This is a genomic window from Xinfangfangia pollutisoli (assembly GCF_020179405.1).
In the GTDB taxonomy this organism is placed as follows: domain Bacteria; phylum Pseudomonadota; class Alphaproteobacteria; order Rhodobacterales; family Rhodobacteraceae; genus Pseudogemmobacter; species Pseudogemmobacter pollutisoli.
Window position 1 is genome coordinate 1 of record NZ_JAICBZ010000010.1, and the last position, 15710, is coordinate 15710.

Consider the following 15710-nt stretch of genomic DNA (forward strand, 5'->3'; position numbering starts at 1 on the left):
CCCCCGCCCGAGGCGCTGCCCGATCTGCCCAGGCCCGCGCCGCAGCTGGCGCTGCTGTCCTCTGACACCGCGCCCGCAGCCGAGACCGCACCCCCGCCGCCAAAGCCGAAACCCAAGGCCGACGCCAAGCCGCCTGCCCCGGAAAAGCCGGCAAAACCGCCGGTGCAAAAGGCAAAACCGCCCGCCGGCCCGGCCCCGTCTGGCGCAAAGGCGGCTGGCAGCGGCGGCGGCACGACATCCGGCAGGGGCGGCAAGGCCGAAGCCTCGGGCCTGTCGAAATCGGAAGTTGCCGATCTGAAAGCCGCCTGGGGCGCGAAGATCCAGGCCCAGATCGAAAGGCGCCGCACCTACCCGCGCGATGCCGGCAGGGCCGAGGGGGTGGTGCGGCTGGAGCTGACCGTCGCGCCCTCGGGCGCGCTGCTGGCGGTGCGGGTGATCAAATCCTCGGGCGCGGCCGTGCTGGACCGCGCCGCCGTGAAGGCCGCGCAATCGGCCGGCCGCTTTCCCAAGGCGCCGGCCCAGCTGACCGGCCCTGCCTATAAGCTGATCCTGCAGTTGAAGTACGACCGGCGCGGCTGATCACTGGTGCCGCAGCGCCTCGATCGGGTCCATCTGCGCGGCGCGGCGGGCGGGGAAATAGCCGAAGACCACCCCCACCACCGCCGAGAAACAGAAGGCCAGCGCGATGACCGGGGCCGAAGGCGTGAAGGGGATCGCCATGAACACCCCCGCCCCCCAGGCCAGCGCCAGCCCGACCAGAATGCCGATCACGCCCCCCATCAGCGACAGGACCACCGCCTCGACCAGGAATTGCGTCAGCACCTGCCGCCCCGTCGCCCCGATCGCCAGACGGATGCCGATTTCGCGCGTGCGTTCGGTGACCGAGACCAGCATGATGTTCATGATCCCGATCCCGCCGACCAGCAGACTGACCGCCGCGACCGAAGACAGCATGCCCGACAGGACCGAATTCACCGAATTCAGCATCGAGGCCAGTTCCTTCATGTCGGTGACCGAGAAGTCATCTTCTTGCCCGAAGCCGATCTTGCGCCGTTCGCGCATCAGATCCTCGATCTGGGCGATGGCGGCCTCGGTCGGAACATTGTCGGCCACCGCCGCCTGAATGGTGCTGACATCATCATTGCCGTTCAACCGCCGCTGCACCAGCCGGATCGGCATCACCACGATATCGTCCTGATCCTGGCCGAAACTTCCCGCGCCCTTTTCTTCCAGCAGGCCCACCACCTGGCAGGCAATCGCCTTGACCCGGATCTGCTGGCCCACCGGATCCGCGGCGCCGAAAAGTTTCTCGCGCACGGTCTGGCCGATCACGCAGACCGCCGCGCCCGAGCGGGCCTCGTTCGCGGTCAGATTGCGGCCCGAGGCGAAGGTCCAGCCGGAAATCTCGGCCCAGGCCTCATTCGTGCCGGTGATCGAGGTCGAGGTATTGGCATTGCCATAGACCACGGTCTCGCTGGAGGTGGCCTGCGGCGCCACCGCGCGCAGGCGGGTCAGTTCGGCCAGCGCATCGGCATCGCGCAGGTTGAAGCGGCGCACCGGCGTGCCGCCCGAGGGCGGGCCGAAGCCGCGCTGTCCGGGGCGGATCACCAGCACGTCCGAGCCCAGGCTTTCGACACTGGCCGAGACCTGCGCCGACGAGCCCTGCCCCACGGTCACCATGGCGATCACTGCGGCCACGCCGATCACCACGCCCAGAATGGTCAGGAAACTGCGCAGCTTGTTGCGGAAGATCGACCGCAGCGCCAGACGGATGGCCTCAAGAAGCATCAGACCGCCTCCGCCGCGGTCTCGGTCGCCGCGGCCGTCACCGGCTCGTCCTTGACGATCTTGCCATCGGTGAAGATGACCAGCCGCTTGGCATAGGCCGCGATATCCGGCTCATGCGTGACCATGACGATGGTGATGCCGTCCTTGCGGTTCAATTCCTGCAGCAGAAGCAGGATCTCATGGCTGCGGTGACTGTCGAGATTGCCCGTCGGCTCGTCCGCCAGGATCACCATCGGGTCGCCCGCCAGCGCCCGCGCGATCGCGACCCGCTGCTGCTGGCCGCCCGACAATTGCGAGGGCTGGTGGTGTTCGCGCCCGTCCAGCCCGACTTTGGCCAGCGCCGAGCGGGCGCGCGCGATGCGCTCGGCCGCGGGCAGGCCCTTGTAGATCATCGGCAATTCCACATTCTCCTGCGCCGAACTGCGCGGCAGAAGATTGAAGCCCTGGAAGACGAAACCCAGATAATGCCGCCGCAGCAGCGCCAGCGCATCGGGCGACAGGTCCTGCACCGGCGTGCCCTCGAACAGGTAATCCCCTGCGCTGGGCCGGTCGAGACAGCCGATGATGTTCATCGCGGTCGACTTGCCCGAGCCCGAGGGGCCCATGATCGCCACGAATTCGCCGCGGCAGATCTGCAGATCCACCCCGTCCAGGGCGCGCACCTCGGCCTCGCCGGTGCCGTAGATCCGGCTGACCTTGCGAAACTCGATCAGCGGCGGGGTCGCGTCGACCATCTCAGCCGCCCGCGCTTTGCGACAGGATCACCGCGTCGCCGGGCTTCAATTCGTCCGAGGTCACGGCGATGCGGCTGCCATCGGTCGCGCCCGGGGTGATCTTGACCTGCACCGGCTGGCCCGCGCGCAGCACCCAAAGGCTGGAGCCGTCGACCTTGCCGGTCGTGCCCGCGCCGGGCCGGCTGGGCATGATCATCCCCAGAAGCCCGCTGCCCCGGCGCGACTCGGTCGTGGTGACCGGCGGGGCATAGCGCAGCGCGGCGGTGGGCACGATCAGGGCATCGGTCTGTTCGGCCACCGTGATCGTCGCCGTCGCGGTCATGCCCGGCCGCAACAACAGCCGATCGTTTTCCACCGACAGCACGCCGGTATAGGTGACCACGCCATCGGTCGTCTGCGGCGCATAGCGCAGGCTGGTGATCTCGGCTTCAAAGCGCTTGCCGGCATGGGCATCGACGGTGAAACTGGCCTTCTGCCCCACCGCGACCCGGCCGATATCGGCCTCGTCGATATCGACCTGCAACTCCATATGGGTCAGATCCTCGGCCAGGGTGAACAGGACCGGCGCCTCCAGCGAGGCGGCGACGATCTGGCCCTTCTCGGCCGTGCGGTTCAGCACAATGCCGTTGATCGGCGAGCGGATCACCGCCTTTTCCAGATCGGCCTGCTGCAGGTCCAGATTGGCCTCGGCCAGAAGGACATCGGCCCTGGCCGAGTCCACCGCCGCAAGCGCCCGGTCATGCGCGGCCTTGGCGGGCACCACCACATTGCGGGTGGTCAGGCCGCGCTTGTCCAGCGCCATGGCCGAATCCAGCGCATCGGCAGTTTCCGCAACCGTCGCCTCGGCCGAAGCCAGCTTGGCCTTGGCCGAAGCCAGCTGCGCCTGGGCATTGGTCAGCTGCGCCTTCAGCTTGGTGTCGTCCAGCCGCGCCAGGATCTGCCCCTCGGCGACCTCGTCGTTGAAATCGGCCTCGACCGCGGCGACGGTGCCCGACAGTTCCGACGAGATATCGACCTGCGTCGTCGGCTGCACCGTGCCGGTGGCCACCACCGTCACGGTCAGCGCGCCTTCGGTGACTTCGGCGGTCTCATAGCGCACAGGTGCTGCGGGCTGGTTCAGATAATACCAGCCGCCGCCGGCCAGAAGCGCCAGCACAAGCCCAAGCCAAAGCCAGCGCCGGCCCTTGCGGCCGGACCGCATGCGGCCAAGACTGGCGATATCGGGGCGGGTTTCGGTCTTCGTTTCGCTCAAGGTCCTCGTCCCGGGTTTGCTGCGGGCTGTTGATCAACAACGTCGCCGCGCGGGGTTTCCGTCGCGACGGGTGTGATCACGCCGCACTATAGGGGGCGCATCGGGCGCGGGAAATCACGAAGCCGCATATCGCGGCGATGAGGCCGGGCACAAGTTTTCCAAGATGTGAAATCGGATCAGGGCCTTGCCATGCGATATTCAGAAATCACATGAGGGTGCGGCATTCCTGACCCGCCGTGCGGACCCGGTGGCGCAAAGGACAAGGGGCGCCGGATCGCGCCGGCGCCCCCTGGATGTTCCGAACCCGACCGATCAGCTGCAGCCGGTGGTCGAGCCGCAGGTGTTGCATTTCAGGCAGGTGCCGTTGCGCACCAGGGTGTAATTGCCGCATTCGCCGCAGGGATCGCCGGTATAGCCCTGCATCTTCGCCTTGGTCCGCGCCGCATCGACCGAGGCCGTGCCCAGGGCTAAGCTCGACGTGCCCTCGGACAGGCCCGACACCCGCGCCGTATCGGGCAGCAGCGCGGTCACCGTGTCGGTGCCGGTCGCCAGTGCCGTGGCACCGATTCCGCCCTGAAACACCATCAGCTCTTGCGGCAGGCGCTTGCGCAGATAGCCGGTCGAGGAGATCGACTTCAGCAATTCCACCGATTTGGTGGCGGCCGCTTCGGAAACCTCGCCCAGGTTGCGCTTGCCTTCCTCATTGCCATGGCCCAGCTCGTCGAAGGCATGGCCCTTGGGGGCGACATGCGCCAGATCGGTGCGGTCCAGATAGCTGATCGCCAACTCGCGGAAGATGTAGTCCAGGATCGAGGTCGCGTTCTTCACGCTGTCATTGCCCTGCACCATGCCCGCGGGTTCAAAGCGGGTGAAGGTGAAGGCTTCGACGAATTCCTCAAGCGGAACACCGTATTGCAGGCCGACGCTCACCGCGATTGCGAAGTTGTTCATCATCGCGCGGAAGCCGGCGCCTTCCTTGTGCATGTCGATGAAGATCTCGCCCAGCGAGCCGTCCTGATATTCGCCGGTGCGCAAATAGACCTTGTGCCCGCCAACGATCGCCTTCTGGGTATAGCCCTTGCGGCGTTCCGGCAGCTTTTCGCGATGCGAGCGGACGATTTCCTTGACGATCACCTTCTCGACGATCTTCTCGGCGATGACCTGGGCCTTTTCCTGCGGCGTGCCGGTGGCCAGGATTTCCTCGGCCTCCTCGTCATCCTCGATCAGCGCCGAGGCCAGCGGCTGGCTGAGCTTGGACCCGTCGCGATACAGCGCATTGGCCTTGATCCCCAGCGAATGCGACAGTTCGTAAGCCGCCAGCGTTTCCTCGATCGTCGCCGTGTTCGGCATGTTGATCGTCTTGGAGATCGCGCCCGAGATGAAGGACTGCGCCGCCGCCATCATGTAGATATGGCTGTCAACCGACAGGAAACGCTTGCCTTTCTTCCCGCAGGGATTGGCGCAATCGAAGACCGACAGATGTTCGGGCTTCAGGAAAGGCGCGCCTTCCAGCGTCATCGTCCCGCAGACATGGTCGTTCGCGGCGTCGATCTGGGCCTTCGAGAAGCCAAGGTGGCGCAGCAGATCGAAGGTCGGGTCGTTCAGCTTTTCCGAAGGAATCCCAAGGGTTCCGGTGCAGAACTCAGCGCCAAGCGTCCATTGGTTGAAGACGAAGCGGATGTCGAAGGCGGTCGGCAGCGCGGCCTCGACCTTCTCGATCTCGCGCGGGCCGAAGCCGTGGCCGATCAGCGAGGTGTGGTTCACGCCCGGCGCCTGCGCCAGCGAGCCATGGCCCACCGCATAGGCCACCATCTCGGCCACCTGATGGCCGGCATAGCCCAGCTTTTCCAAAGCCGCCGGAACGGATTGGTTGATGATCTTGAAGTAGCCGCCGCCGGCCAGCTTCTTGAACTTCACCAGGGCGAAATCCGGCTCGATCCCGGTCGTGTCGCAATCCATCACCAGGCCAATCGTGCCGGTGGGCGCGATGACCGTGGTCTGGGCGTTGCGGTAGCCATGCTGTTCGCCAAGCGCCAGCGCCTCGTCCCAGATCGACTTCGACAGCGCGATCAGGGTCTGGTCGGGGCAATTCGCCGCGTCCAGCGCCACCGGGTTGACGTTCAGCGCCTCATAGCCCGCGGTCTTGCCCCAGGCCGCGGCCCGGTGGTTGCGGATGACGCGCAGCATGTGGTCGCGGTTGCGCTCATAGCCCGGGAAGGGCCCCAGCTCCTTGGCCATTTCGGCCGAGGTGGCATAGGCGACGCCGGTCATGATCGCGGTCAGCGCGCCGCACAGCGCCCGGCCTTCGGCCGAGTCGTAGCCCAGCCCCATGTTCATCAACAGGCCGCCGATATTGGCGTAGCCCAGGCCAAGGGTGCGGAAATCATAGGAAAGCTGGGCGATTTCCTTCGAGGGGAACTGCGCCATCATCACCGAGATTTCCAGCGTCACCGTCCACAGACGGCTGGCATGGACATAGGCCTCGGCCTCGAAAGCGCCGTCCTTGAAGAAGGTCAGCAGGTTCATCGAGGCCAGGTTGCAGGCCGTGTCATCGAGGAACATGTATTCCGAACAGGGGTTCGAGCCGCGGATCGGCCCGTCTTCCGGGCAGGTATGCCAGGCATTCACCGTGTCATGGAACTGGATACCCGGATCGGCGCAGGCCCAGGCGGCATGGCCAACCTGTTGCCACAGATCGCGCGCCTTCACCTCGCGGGCGACCTTGCCGTCGGTGCGGCGGATCAGCTCCCAGGTCAGGTCTTCCTTGACCGCGGTCAGGAAGGCGTCGGTCACGCGGACCGAATTGTTGGAATTCTGGCCCGAGACGGTGACATAGGCTTCCGAATCCCAGTCGGTGTCATAGGTCGGGAATTCGATCGAGCCATAGCCCTGCGCCGCGTATTGCAGCACGCGGTTGGTGTAGGTGTCGGGGATCATCGCCTTCTTGGCGCCCCGGATCGCCGCTTTCAGCGCGGCATTCTTGGCCGGGTCGCAGGCATCGGCCTCGGCCCCGTCCCATTGGCGGATCGCGGCGAAGATCTCGTTCAGGCGCATTTCATGCGCCTTGGAACCGGCCACCAGCGAGGCAACCTTCTGCTCTTCGATCACCTTCCAGTTGATGAACTGTTCGATATCCGGGTGATCCATGTCGCAGATCACCATCTTCGCGGCCCGACGCGTGGTGCCGCCCGATTTGATCGCTCCGGCCGCACGGTCCCCAATCTTCAGGAAACCCATGAGGCCGGAGGACTTGCCGCCGCCCGACAGCTTCTCGCCCTCTCCGCGGAGCGATGAGAAATTGGTGCCCGTGCCCGAGCCGTATTTGAACAGGCGCGCCTCGCGGACCCAAAGGTCCATGATGCCGCCCTCGTTCACCAGATCGTCCGAGACGGACTGGATGAAGCAGGCATGCGGCTGCGGATGTTCATAGGCCGAGTTCGACTTGGTCAGCTTGCCGGTGACATGGTCGACATAGAAATGCCCCTGCGACGGGCCGTCGATGCCATAGGCCCAATGCAGGCCGGTGTTGAACCACTGGGGCGAATTCGGCGCCGCCATCTGGCGGGCCAGCATGAAGCGCATCTCGTCGAAATAGGCGCGGGCATCGGCTTCGGTGGTGAAATAGCCACCCTTCCAGCCCCAATAGGCCCAGGCGCCGGCCAGACGGTCGAAGACCTGCTTGGCCGAGGTTTCGCCGACATAGCGCTGCGCCGCCGGCAGTTTCGCCAGCGCCTCCTCATCGGGAACCGAGCGCCACAGGAAATCGGGCACGCCCTTTTCCCGCACGCGCTTCAGCGCCGCCGGAACCCCCGCCTTGCGGAAATACTTCTGGGCCAGAACGTCCGAGGCCACCTGGCTCCAGCCATCCGGCACTTCGACCGCGTCATTCTTGAACACGGTTTTGCCATCGGGATTGCGGATTTCCGAGGTGGTCACCGCGAAATCCAGGGCCCCATAGGCGCCGGTCTCTTCGCTGGTGAATCTGCGCTCGATCTTCATGCCCCTAGGTCCCTTTGCGTGAGGCCGCCATTCGGCGCGCCGGTTGATCATGTCTCGTGCGGCCGGGGCCAGGGGATCGAACGACCAAGACCCGGATCGTTTGACACGATCGGGACGCGGCACCAGTGATACGGGCGCCAGAAATGCGGTCTGTCGGCTTCCCCCTGCCCTACCAGATATTGTGTCTGTTCGGGCCGCTTCGTCAAACTGTCGCAATCGGTCGCAAGCTTCAATTGAAATTTTGGCCCTTGGGGGCGATTTTTCGGCTTGACGGGGTCGCTCAACCTATGGGCGACCAGGCGGCGCCGACCGGGGGGCTGTGGGTAGGGCTGTGGATGAAACTTGGAGCAGTTTCTGAAGAGAGGCGGATTTGCCAGAAACCCGGCCCCTTTGGCGCGCGCAGTGCAGATCGGGGCTGAGCTTGGGATAAGATCTGCAGCCGAGATGCGTCGATTCTCAGGGCCCGATCAGCCGCGCGCCGACTGTGGCGCCGCTGCCCGGTTGATCAGCACGATCCCGGCCGCCACCAGCCCCAGCGCGACCAGAATCGCCGGGCTCAGCGACTCGCCGAAGATCGCCCAGCCCAGGAAAACCGCCAGCACCGGCGTCAGGAAGGAAAAGCTGGCCACCGTTGAGGACGGATAGACCGACATCAGCCAAAGCCACAGGATGAAGCCGCCGCAGACCACCACCACGGATTGGAACACAAGACCTAGTAGGTGGATGGGCGCCAGATCCCGGATCAGGGGGCCGAACAGCGGCGCGGCCAAAAGAAGGATCGGGGCCGAGACCAGCACCATCCAGAACAGCTGCATCTCGGCGCCCTCGGCCCGCATCACCGGACGGCGCGCGATATAGGCGGTAACCGCCCAGCCAAGCGCCGCCCCCAGCGCACAAAGATCGCCCGCCAGGCTGCCGCCCCCGCCCGCCCCGCGCGACAGGATCGCCCAGGCGCAACCCGCGAAGGCCAGGCCCAGCCCAAGCGCCTTTTGCGGCGTCACCCGCTCGGCCAGGCCGTAATGTGCCAGGATCGCGAACCAGACCGGCATGGAATACATGATCACCGAGGCGCGCCCGACCGTGGTCAGATCCAGCGCGACGAACAGGCACAGGAACTCGGCCGCGAAGACGGCGCCGATCAGCAGCCCCGGCCCCAGCGCCGCGCGGCTGAAGCGCGGCGGGCGGCCGCGCCAGACCATCCAGGCCCAAAGGAAGGCCACAGCCAGGGCCGAGCGCAGCCCGGCAAAGAACACCGGCTGCAGCCCGGCATTGACCAGCTTCACCACGACCTGATTGAGCCCCAGGATCAGCTGCACCCCCAGCAGCATCGCCACGCCCGCCGCATCCAGCCTGTCCTTGCGCATCGCCTGCCCCTTTTCGTGCGGCCTCAATGCCCGCGTGGCCGCTCTGCCGCGCGCCCGAAGCCGACACAAGGGGTCGCGGATGGGGTTACGCCGGGGCGCCGCCCGCGCTACGAGAGCGCAGCAGGCAGGGAGACGCGCATGACCACGGCGGCAGCACAGATCGCGGGCGAGAACGCCCGGGCGACGCTGTGGATGGTGGGCGCGATGGCCGGCTTTGCCGTCGAGGATCTGTTCCTGAAACAGGCCGCGGGCGTGGTGCCTCCGGGCCTGGTCCTGCTGATCAATGGCGGGATCGGCGGGCTGATCTTCTGGATCATCGCGCAATCGCGCGGCGAGAAGGTGTTCTCGCTTGAGGCGTTTCGCGGCGCCGCCTTGGTGCGCAATCTGAGCGAGTGCTTCGCGGCCTTCTTCTACATCGTCGCCCTGGCCCTGGCGCCGCTGGCCATGGCCTCGGCGCTGTTGCAGGCCTCGCCCTTGATCGTGACGATGGGCGCGGCGCTGGTTCTGGGCGAAACCGTGGGCTGGCGGCGCTGGCTGGCGGTGGGCCTGGGCTTTGTCGGCGTTCTGGTGATCCTGGCGCCCTGGCGCTCGGGCTTTGACCTTGCCGGCCTGTCGATGGTGGTCTGCGTGATCGCGCTGGCGGCGCGCGATCTGGCGACGCGGCGGATGAAAGCCTCGCTTGGCACGTTCTCGGTCTCGGCCTGGGGCTATCTTGCCTCGGTTCCGGCGGGGCTGCTGCTTCTGGCAGTGCGCGGCGAGGCGCCGGTCATGCCGCCGCCCGGCACCGCGCTGAACCTGGGCGGCGCGCTGCTTTTCGGTCTGATCGCCTATTACGCGATCGTGCATGCGATGCGCATCGGCGAGGTCTCGGCCATTGCGCCCTTCCGCTACACGCGGCTGGTCTTCGCGGTGATCCTGGCCGTCCTGGTTCTGGGCGAGCGGCCCGAGGCGCATGTGCTGATCGGCTCGGCAATCGTCGTCTTGTCCGGACTTTATGCCTTCGCGCGCGAGCGCAAGCGCAAGGCTGCGCTTTCCTTGCAGGCAAAGGGCGGCTAAACGGGGGCAAATCCAGCCCCACGAGGTTTGCCATGAGCACGATTGTCGACATCCATGCCCGCGAGATCCTGGACAGCCGGGGCAACCCGACCGTCGAGGTGGATGTGCATCTGGAATCGGGCGCCATGGGCCGCGCCGCGGTGCCCTCGGGCGCCTCGACCGGCGCGCATGAGGCGAATGAGCGTCGCGATGGCGATGCGTCGCGCTACATGGGCAAGGGCGTTCTGGAAGCCGTGGCCGCGGTGAATGGCGAGATCGCCGAGGAACTGGTGGGCTATGATGCGACCGAGCAGGTCGGCATCGACCGCACGATGATCGAAATGGACGGCACGCCGAACAAGTCGCGGCTGGGCGCCAATGCCATTCTGGGCGTGTCGCTGGCCGTGGCCAAGGCGGCCGCGGAATATACCGGGCAGCCGCTGTATCGCTATATCGGCGGCACCTCGGCGCGCGTTCTGCCGGTGCCGATGATGAATATCATCAATGGCGGCGCCCATGCCGACAACCCGATCGACATCCAGGAATTCATGATCATGCCGGTCGGCGCGCAGGACATCCGCGAGGCGGTGCGCATGGGCAGCGAGGTCTTCCACACGCTGAAAAAGGAACTGTCGGCGGCGGGTCTGGCCACGGGTGTGGGCGACGAAGGCGGCTTCGCGCCGAACCTGAAATCCACCCGCGTCGCGCTGGACTTCATCCTGAAGGCGATCGAGAAGGCCGGCTACCGCCCGGGCGAGGATATGTTCCTGGCGCTGGACTGCGCCTCGACCGAATATTTCATCGAAGGCAGCTATGTGCTGGCCGGCGAGAAGAAGACGCTGACGCCGGCGAAGAATGTCGATTACCTGGCCCGTCTGGTGGCCGACTATCCGATCATCTCGATCGAGGATGGCTGCGCCGAGGATGACTGGGAAGGCTGGAAGATGCTGACCGACAAGCTGGGCTCGAAGGTGCAGCTGGTGGGCGACGACCTGTTCGTGACCAATCCGCGCCGCCTGGCCGAAGGCATCTCGCGCGGGGTGGCGAATTCGATGCTGGTGAAGGTCAACCAGATCGGCACCCTGACCGAGACGCTGGAAGCCGTCGATATGGCGCATCGCGCCCGCTACACCAATGTGATGTCGCACCGCTCGGGCGAGACCGAGGATGCGACGATCGCCGATCTGGCGGTGGCCACGAATTGCGGGCAGATCAAGACCGGGTCGCTGGCGCGCTCGGACCGGCTGGCCAAGTATAACCAGCTGATCCGCATCGAGGAAATGCTGGGCGAGACGGCGGAATATGCCGGCGATTCGATTCTGAAGGGCTAAGCCGGGCCTGAAGGGCTAAGGTCGGGCCGAAGGGCTAAGGCCGGGGGCAATTTTTCGTACAAAAATCGGCGCCCGACCGGGCGAAACGCGACAATCGGAACGGGGCGAGGATCGGCTGATCTTCGCCCCCATCCATTTCCGCGGCGATCCGCTCGGCCGCAACCGCGGCCAGTGTGGCGCCCGAATGCATCACGGCCAGCCACAGGCCCGGCGCCGCCGGCCCGATCACCGGCAGCCCGTCGCCCGGCACCGGGCGGAAGGCCAGTGCGACCTCGGCCCAGTCCAGCGCCAACGCCGGAAACAGCGCCTGCAGCCCCGCCAAGGCCCGGTCGGCATGCGCCCCGGCCAGGCCCGAGACATCTTCGGCCGCATCGCCCTGATGGCCCGCGGCGGTGGGCATCAGGATCCGCCCTGCCCCATCCTGCCGGATCTCGCCCGCCGGGGTGACCAGGATCCGCGGCAAGGCGGGCGGCAGCGGGCGGGTGGCCAGCATCAGGCCGGGCCGCGTCAGCATCGGCAGGTCCAGCCCCAGAGGCGCCAGCAAGGCCGGGCTGCCGGTTCCGGCCGCCACCACCACCGCATCGGCGCCAACCACGCCCTCTGCGGTTTGCACCCCCGTCACCCGCCCCGCGCGCTGCACCAGACCCAGCACCGCAACGCCGCGCCACAGCCGCGCGCCCGACGCCGCCAGCAGGCACCGCGCCAGCGCGGCCGGGTCGACCGCGCCCTCGGCGGGGAACAGCAGCGCCTCGGCCGGCGGATCGGCCAGGGCGGGCACGGTGGCCTCGATCTGGGCCCGGGTCAGCCGCTGCAGCGGATAGCCCAGCCGCGCCAGATCCGCCTCGGTCGCGGCCAGCGCCTCGCCCTGGGTTTCGAACAACAGCGTGCCGGGCCAGCTTGTGGGCGCATCGGGCAGCTGGGCGGCCAGGCGGTGATGGGCGGTGATGCCTTCCATCCGCAGACGGAAATGCGCCTCGCTCAGATGGAAACTGGCATTGATCCAGCCGAAGCTGCGGCCCGAGGCGCCGGCGCCGATTCCGCCCGCGTCCAGCACGGTGACCGCATGGCCACGCCGGGCCAGCTGGAAGGCGATGGCGCAGCCGATGATGCCGGCGCCGATGATCACGGTCTTCTGCATGGCACCAGCCTGCCCGCAGCGCGCGGCTCTGGCAAGGCCGGGCGGCTTGGGCTAGGCAGGGCCATGGCCCGGCTGATCCTGCTGAACAAACCCTATGACATGCTTTGCCAATTCACCGATGGCGAGGGCCGCGCGACGCTGGCCGATGTGCTGCCGGTCAAGGGCGTCTATGCCGCCGGGCGGCTGGACCGCGATTCCGAAGGGCTGGTGGTGCTGACCGATGACGGAAGGCTGCAGGCGCGGATCGCCGATCCCAGGCACAAGCTGGAAAAGACCTATCTGGCCCAGGTCGAAGGCCGCCCGGGTCCCGAGGCTTTGGCCGCGCTGGGCAAGGGGGTGATGCTGAAAGACGGCATGACCCTGCCCGCCGGCGCCCGTATGGTGGATACGCCCGTATGGTTGTGGCCGCGCGACCCGCCGATCCGGGTGCGCAAGACCGTGCCGGATGCCTGGCTGGAACTGACCCTGCGCGAGGGGCGCAACCGCCAGGTGCGGCGGATGTGCGCGGCCGTGGGTCTGCCCTGTCTGCGGCTGATCCGTTGGCGGGTGGGCGATTGGACGCTGGACGGGCTGTCGCCCGGCGGTTGGAGAGAGGCATGAGCGGCACGGCCGAGGCGATCATCGCGGAGTTGAACCTGCAGCCCCATCCCGAGGGTGGCTGGTATCGCCAGACCTGGCAGGGACCGCTGCGCGACGGCCGCGCCTCGGGCACGGCGATCCTGTTCCTGCTGAAAGCCGGCGAGCGCAGCCATTGGCACCGAGTCGATGCCGATGAGATCTGGCTCTGGCATGCCGGCGCGCCGCTGATCCTGTCGCTGGGCGAGACCGCGGCCAGCGATCACCGGCTGGGCCCGGCCGTCCTGGGCGGCGAGCGCCCGCAGATCCTGGTGCCGGCGGGGCATTGGCAGGCCGCGCGCAGCCTGGGCGACTGGACGCTGGTGTCCTGCACCGTCTCGCCCGGGTTCCGCTTTGAAGGGTTCGAACTGGCCCCACCCGGCTGGACCCTGCCACAGGCCTGACCGCCGCGCCAAAGGCCGCGGCAATTGTAAGGGGCACAAGTTTGCCGTGGCGGCACCAGGACCGCGGCGCTAAGCCGGAGAGCATGACCGACCCAGCCCATCCCCAGACCGGCGATACCCGCGCGGGCTTTCTGTACGCGCTTTCGGCCTATCTGCTTTGGGGCTTTCTGCCCCTGTACATGAAGGCGCTGGCCAATGTGCCCGCGGTCGAGGTGATCGCCCATCGGGTGATCTGGTCGGTGCCGGTGGCGCTGGCGGTGCTGATCTGGCTGAGGCGCACGGCCGATCTGAAAGCCGCGCTGCGCAATCCGCAGATGCTGGCCATGGGCGCGGTGACGGCGGCGCTGATCTCGGTCAATTGGGGGATCTATGTCTGGGCCATCGGCTCGGGCCATGCGCTGGACGCGGCGCTGGGCTATTACATCAACCCGCTGTTTTCGATCTTTCTGGGCGCGGTTCTGCTGGGCGAAAGGCTGCGCGGGCTGCAATGGCTGGCCATCGTCTTTGCGCTGATCGCGGTGGTGATCCTGACGGTCGACTCGGGCAAGCTGCCCACCGTCGCCATCGCGCTGTTCCTGACCTGGGGCTTCTACGCCTATTTCAAGCGCCGCCTGCCGATCGGCCCCAATCAGGGTTTCGCGCTGGAAGTGCTGCTGTTGCTGCCCTTCGGCCTGGCCTATGCCGCCTATCTGGGCCTGACCGGCGCGGGGCATTTCCTGATGGGCAGTCCGCGCGATACGCTGCTGTTGCTGGGCTGCGGCGTGGTCACCGCGGGCCCGCTGATCCTTTATGCCAATGGCGCCAAGGGGCTGACGCTGACCACCATCGCGATCATGCAATATATCGCGCCCACGATGATCTTCCTGACCGCGGTCTTCCTGTTCGGCGAGCCCTTCTCGGCCGGCAAGCTGCTGGGCTTTGCCTTCATCTGGGCCTCGCTGGCGGTCTATCTGGTCTCGGTCGCGCGGCGCGGCTAATGCGCCGCCTTGCGGCCGGTGACCGCGGCCCAAAGCGGGCCGATCACCCGTGTCGCAACCGGGATCAGCAGCAGACCCAGCGCAAGACCGCAGATCCCATCCAGCGTGGCCGTCACCCCCCAAGCGACCGCGGCCTGCGCGCCTTCCGGCACCAGATGCGCGGCTTCTTCGGCAAGGTGGTGGATCGTCTCATAGGGCCAGGCCCAGAGATGGGTGACCTCAAGCCCGTGAATCACGATGCTGCCGCCAACCCAAAGCATGGCCGCGGTGCCCACGGTGGACAGGAAGGCCATGACCTTGGGCATGGCCTGTACCAGCCCGCGCCCCAACCCGCGCCCGACGCCCGTATGGGCCCTACGCGCCAGATGCAGCCCGACGTCATCCATCTTCACGATCAGCGCCACCGCGCCATAGACGGCAACGGTGATCATCACCCCGACAATCGCCAGCGTCACCGCCTGCAGCCAGAAGCTGGGGCTTTCGATCGTCGACAGCGCGATGGTCATGATCTCGGCCGACAGGATGAAATCGGTCTTGATCGCGCCGGCGACCTTCTGTTCTTCCAGATGCGCGGGATCGGTCTGGGCGTAATCCTCGGCTACGCCCTGATCGGCATGCGGCGCCAGCGCATGCAGCACCTTCTCGGCGCCCTCGAAACACAGATAGGCCCCGCCAAGCATCAGCAAGGGCGTGATCGCCTGCGGCAGGGCCCAGTCCAGCGCCAGAAGCCCCGGCAGCAGGAAGATCAGCTTGTTGCGCACCGATCCCAGCGCGATGCGCCAGATGATCGGCAATTCGCGCTCGGCCGAAAAGCCATGCACGTATTTCGGCGTCACCGCCGCATCGTCGATCACCACGCCGGCGGCCTTGGCCCCGGCCTTGGTTGCCGCCGCGGCAATATCGTCGACCGAAGCCGCCGCCACCTTGGCAATCGCCGCCACATCGTCCAGAAGCGCCAGAAGCCCGCTCATATGATCCTCGTTCCTGTATCGCTGCCGAGTTAAGCACGTGCGCCGGATTCTGCAAAGCAGCGTCGCCAGTTAGCGCAAACACCGGAAGTTTGCGCTAACATG

The 15710-nt window shown here is 66.8% G+C and carries 13 protein-coding genes; 6 read left to right on the plus strand and 7 right to left on the minus strand.

Annotated elements, in window-relative coordinates; translation table 11 throughout:
• A partial coding sequence (locus tag K1Y73_RS05560) for an energy transducer TonB family protein (protein WP_225027071.1) occupies window positions 1–579 on the plus strand: 579 nt, incomplete at its 5' end.
• Here K1Y73_RS05560 and K1Y73_RS05565 read toward each other — a convergent pair.
• The 5 genes from K1Y73_RS05565 to K1Y73_RS05585 form a co-directional block, all read right to left on the minus strand.
• Complete coding sequence (locus K1Y73_RS05565; RefSeq protein ID WP_225027073.1) at window positions 580–1788, minus strand: ABC transporter permease; 1209 nt, start codon at window positions 1786–1788, stop codon at window positions 580–582.
• Window positions 1788–2522: an ABC transporter ATP-binding protein gene (locus tag K1Y73_RS05570; RefSeq protein ID WP_225027076.1), complete on the minus strand. Its 735-nt coding sequence runs from the start codon at window positions 2520–2522 to the stop codon at window positions 1788–1790. The genes K1Y73_RS05565 and K1Y73_RS05570 overlap by 1 nt, the downstream gene beginning before the upstream one ends.
• A 1-nt stretch (window position 2523) precedes the next feature.
• Window positions 2524–3774 carry an efflux RND transporter periplasmic adaptor subunit gene (locus tag K1Y73_RS05575; protein ID WP_225027077.1) on the minus strand — a complete coding sequence of 417 codons (1251 nt, stop codon included), beginning with the start codon at window positions 3772–3774 and terminating at the stop codon, window positions 2524–2526.
• A gap of 312 nt (window positions 3775–4086) precedes the next feature.
• Window positions 4087–7773: a vitamin B12-dependent ribonucleotide reductase gene (locus tag K1Y73_RS05580; protein ID WP_225027078.1), complete on the minus strand. Its 3687-nt coding sequence runs from the start codon at window positions 7771–7773 to the stop codon at window positions 4087–4089.
• Between the two features lie 467 nt (window positions 7774–8240).
• A complete protein-coding gene (locus K1Y73_RS05585) occupies window positions 8241–9137 on the minus strand; it encodes a DMT family transporter (RefSeq protein WP_225027079.1) in 897 nt (298 codons plus the stop codon).
• 138 nt (window positions 9138–9275) lie between these two features.
• On the opposite strand from K1Y73_RS05585, the gene K1Y73_RS05590 reads away from it, so the two are divergent.
• Both K1Y73_RS05590 and eno read left to right on the plus strand, forming a co-directional pair.
• Window positions 9276–10193: a DMT family transporter gene (locus K1Y73_RS05590; protein ID WP_225027080.1), complete on the plus strand. Its 918-nt coding sequence runs from the start codon at window positions 9276–9278 to the stop codon at window positions 10191–10193.
• A gap of 32 nt (window positions 10194–10225) precedes the next feature.
• Window positions 10226–11503 carry a phosphopyruvate hydratase gene (gene eno, locus K1Y73_RS05595; RefSeq protein ID WP_225027081.1) on the plus strand — a complete coding sequence of 426 codons (1278 nt, stop codon included), beginning with the start codon at window positions 10226–10228 and terminating at the stop codon, window positions 11501–11503.
• Between the two features lie 34 nt (window positions 11504–11537).
• Here eno and K1Y73_RS05600 read toward each other — a convergent pair whose 3' ends face one another.
• Window positions 11538–12641 carry an NAD(P)/FAD-dependent oxidoreductase gene (locus K1Y73_RS05600; protein WP_225027082.1) on the minus strand — a complete coding sequence of 368 codons (1104 nt, stop codon included), beginning with the start codon at window positions 12639–12641 and terminating at the stop codon, window positions 11538–11540.
• A gap of 63 nt (window positions 12642–12704) precedes the next feature.
• Here K1Y73_RS05600 and K1Y73_RS05605 point away from each other — a divergent pair, with 63 nt between their 5' ends.
• From K1Y73_RS05605 to rarD, 3 genes are all read left to right on the plus strand, one after another.
• Window positions 12705–13241, plus strand: coding sequence for a pseudouridine synthase (locus K1Y73_RS05605; protein WP_225027083.1), 537 nt, complete (start codon window positions 12705–12707; stop codon window positions 13239–13241).
• Window positions 13238–13660 carry a cupin domain-containing protein gene (locus tag K1Y73_RS05610; protein ID WP_225027084.1) on the plus strand — a complete coding sequence of 141 codons (423 nt, stop codon included), beginning with the start codon at window positions 13238–13240 and terminating at the stop codon, window positions 13658–13660. Before K1Y73_RS05605 ends, K1Y73_RS05610 begins: the two co-directional genes overlap by 4 nt.
• A gap of 83 nt (window positions 13661–13743) precedes the next feature.
• Complete coding sequence (gene rarD, locus K1Y73_RS05615; protein WP_225027085.1) at window positions 13744–14637, plus strand: EamA family transporter RarD; 894 nt, start codon at window positions 13744–13746, stop codon at window positions 14635–14637.
• On the opposite strand, the gene K1Y73_RS05620 is transcribed toward rarD, so the two are convergent.
• Window positions 14634–15608 carry a DUF808 domain-containing protein gene (locus K1Y73_RS05620; protein ID WP_225027086.1) on the minus strand — a complete coding sequence of 325 codons (975 nt, stop codon included), beginning with the start codon at window positions 15606–15608 and terminating at the stop codon, window positions 14634–14636. The two genes, rarD and K1Y73_RS05620, sit on opposite strands and share 4 nt — an antisense overlap.
• Window positions 15609–15710: the final 102 nt, after the last annotated feature.

What these genes read in the sequence shown, in the direction of transcription:
- K1Y73_RS05565 (WP_225027073.1), bottom strand. Translation starts at nt 1,788, where the DNA reads ATGCTTCTTGAGGCCATCCGTCTGGCGCTGCGGTCGATCTTCCGCAAC.
- K1Y73_RS05570 (WP_225027076.1), bottom strand. Translation starts at nt 2,522, where the DNA reads ATGGTCGACGCGACCCCGCCGCTGATCGAGTTTCGCAAGGTCAGCCGG.
- K1Y73_RS05580 (WP_225027078.1), bottom strand. Translation starts at nt 7,773, where the DNA reads ATGAAGATCGAGCGCAGATTCACCAGCGAAGAGACCGGCGCCTATGGG.
- K1Y73_RS05585 (WP_225027079.1), bottom strand. Translation starts at nt 9,137, where the DNA reads ATGCGCAAGGACAGGCTGGATGCGGCGGGCGTGGCGATGCTGCTGGGG.
- K1Y73_RS05590 (WP_225027080.1), top strand. Translation starts at nt 9,276, where the DNA reads ATGACCACGGCGGCAGCACAGATCGCGGGCGAGAACGCCCGGGCGACG.
- eno (WP_225027081.1), top strand. Translation starts at nt 10,226, where the DNA reads ATGAGCACGATTGTCGACATCCATGCCCGCGAGATCCTGGACAGCCGG.
- K1Y73_RS05600 (WP_225027082.1), bottom strand. Translation starts at nt 12,641, where the DNA reads ATGCAGAAGACCGTGATCATCGGCGCCGGCATCATCGGCTGCGCCATC.
- K1Y73_RS05605 (WP_225027083.1), top strand. Translation starts at nt 12,705, where the DNA reads ATGGCCCGGCTGATCCTGCTGAACAAACCCTATGACATGCTTTGCCAA.
- K1Y73_RS05610 (WP_225027084.1), top strand. Translation starts at nt 13,238, where the DNA reads ATGAGCGGCACGGCCGAGGCGATCATCGCGGAGTTGAACCTGCAGCCC.
- rarD (WP_225027085.1), top strand. Translation starts at nt 13,744, where the DNA reads ATGACCGACCCAGCCCATCCCCAGACCGGCGATACCCGCGCGGGCTTT.
- K1Y73_RS05620 (WP_225027086.1), bottom strand. Translation starts at nt 15,608, where the DNA reads ATGAGCGGGCTTCTGGCGCTTCTGGACGATGTGGCGGCGATTGCCAAG.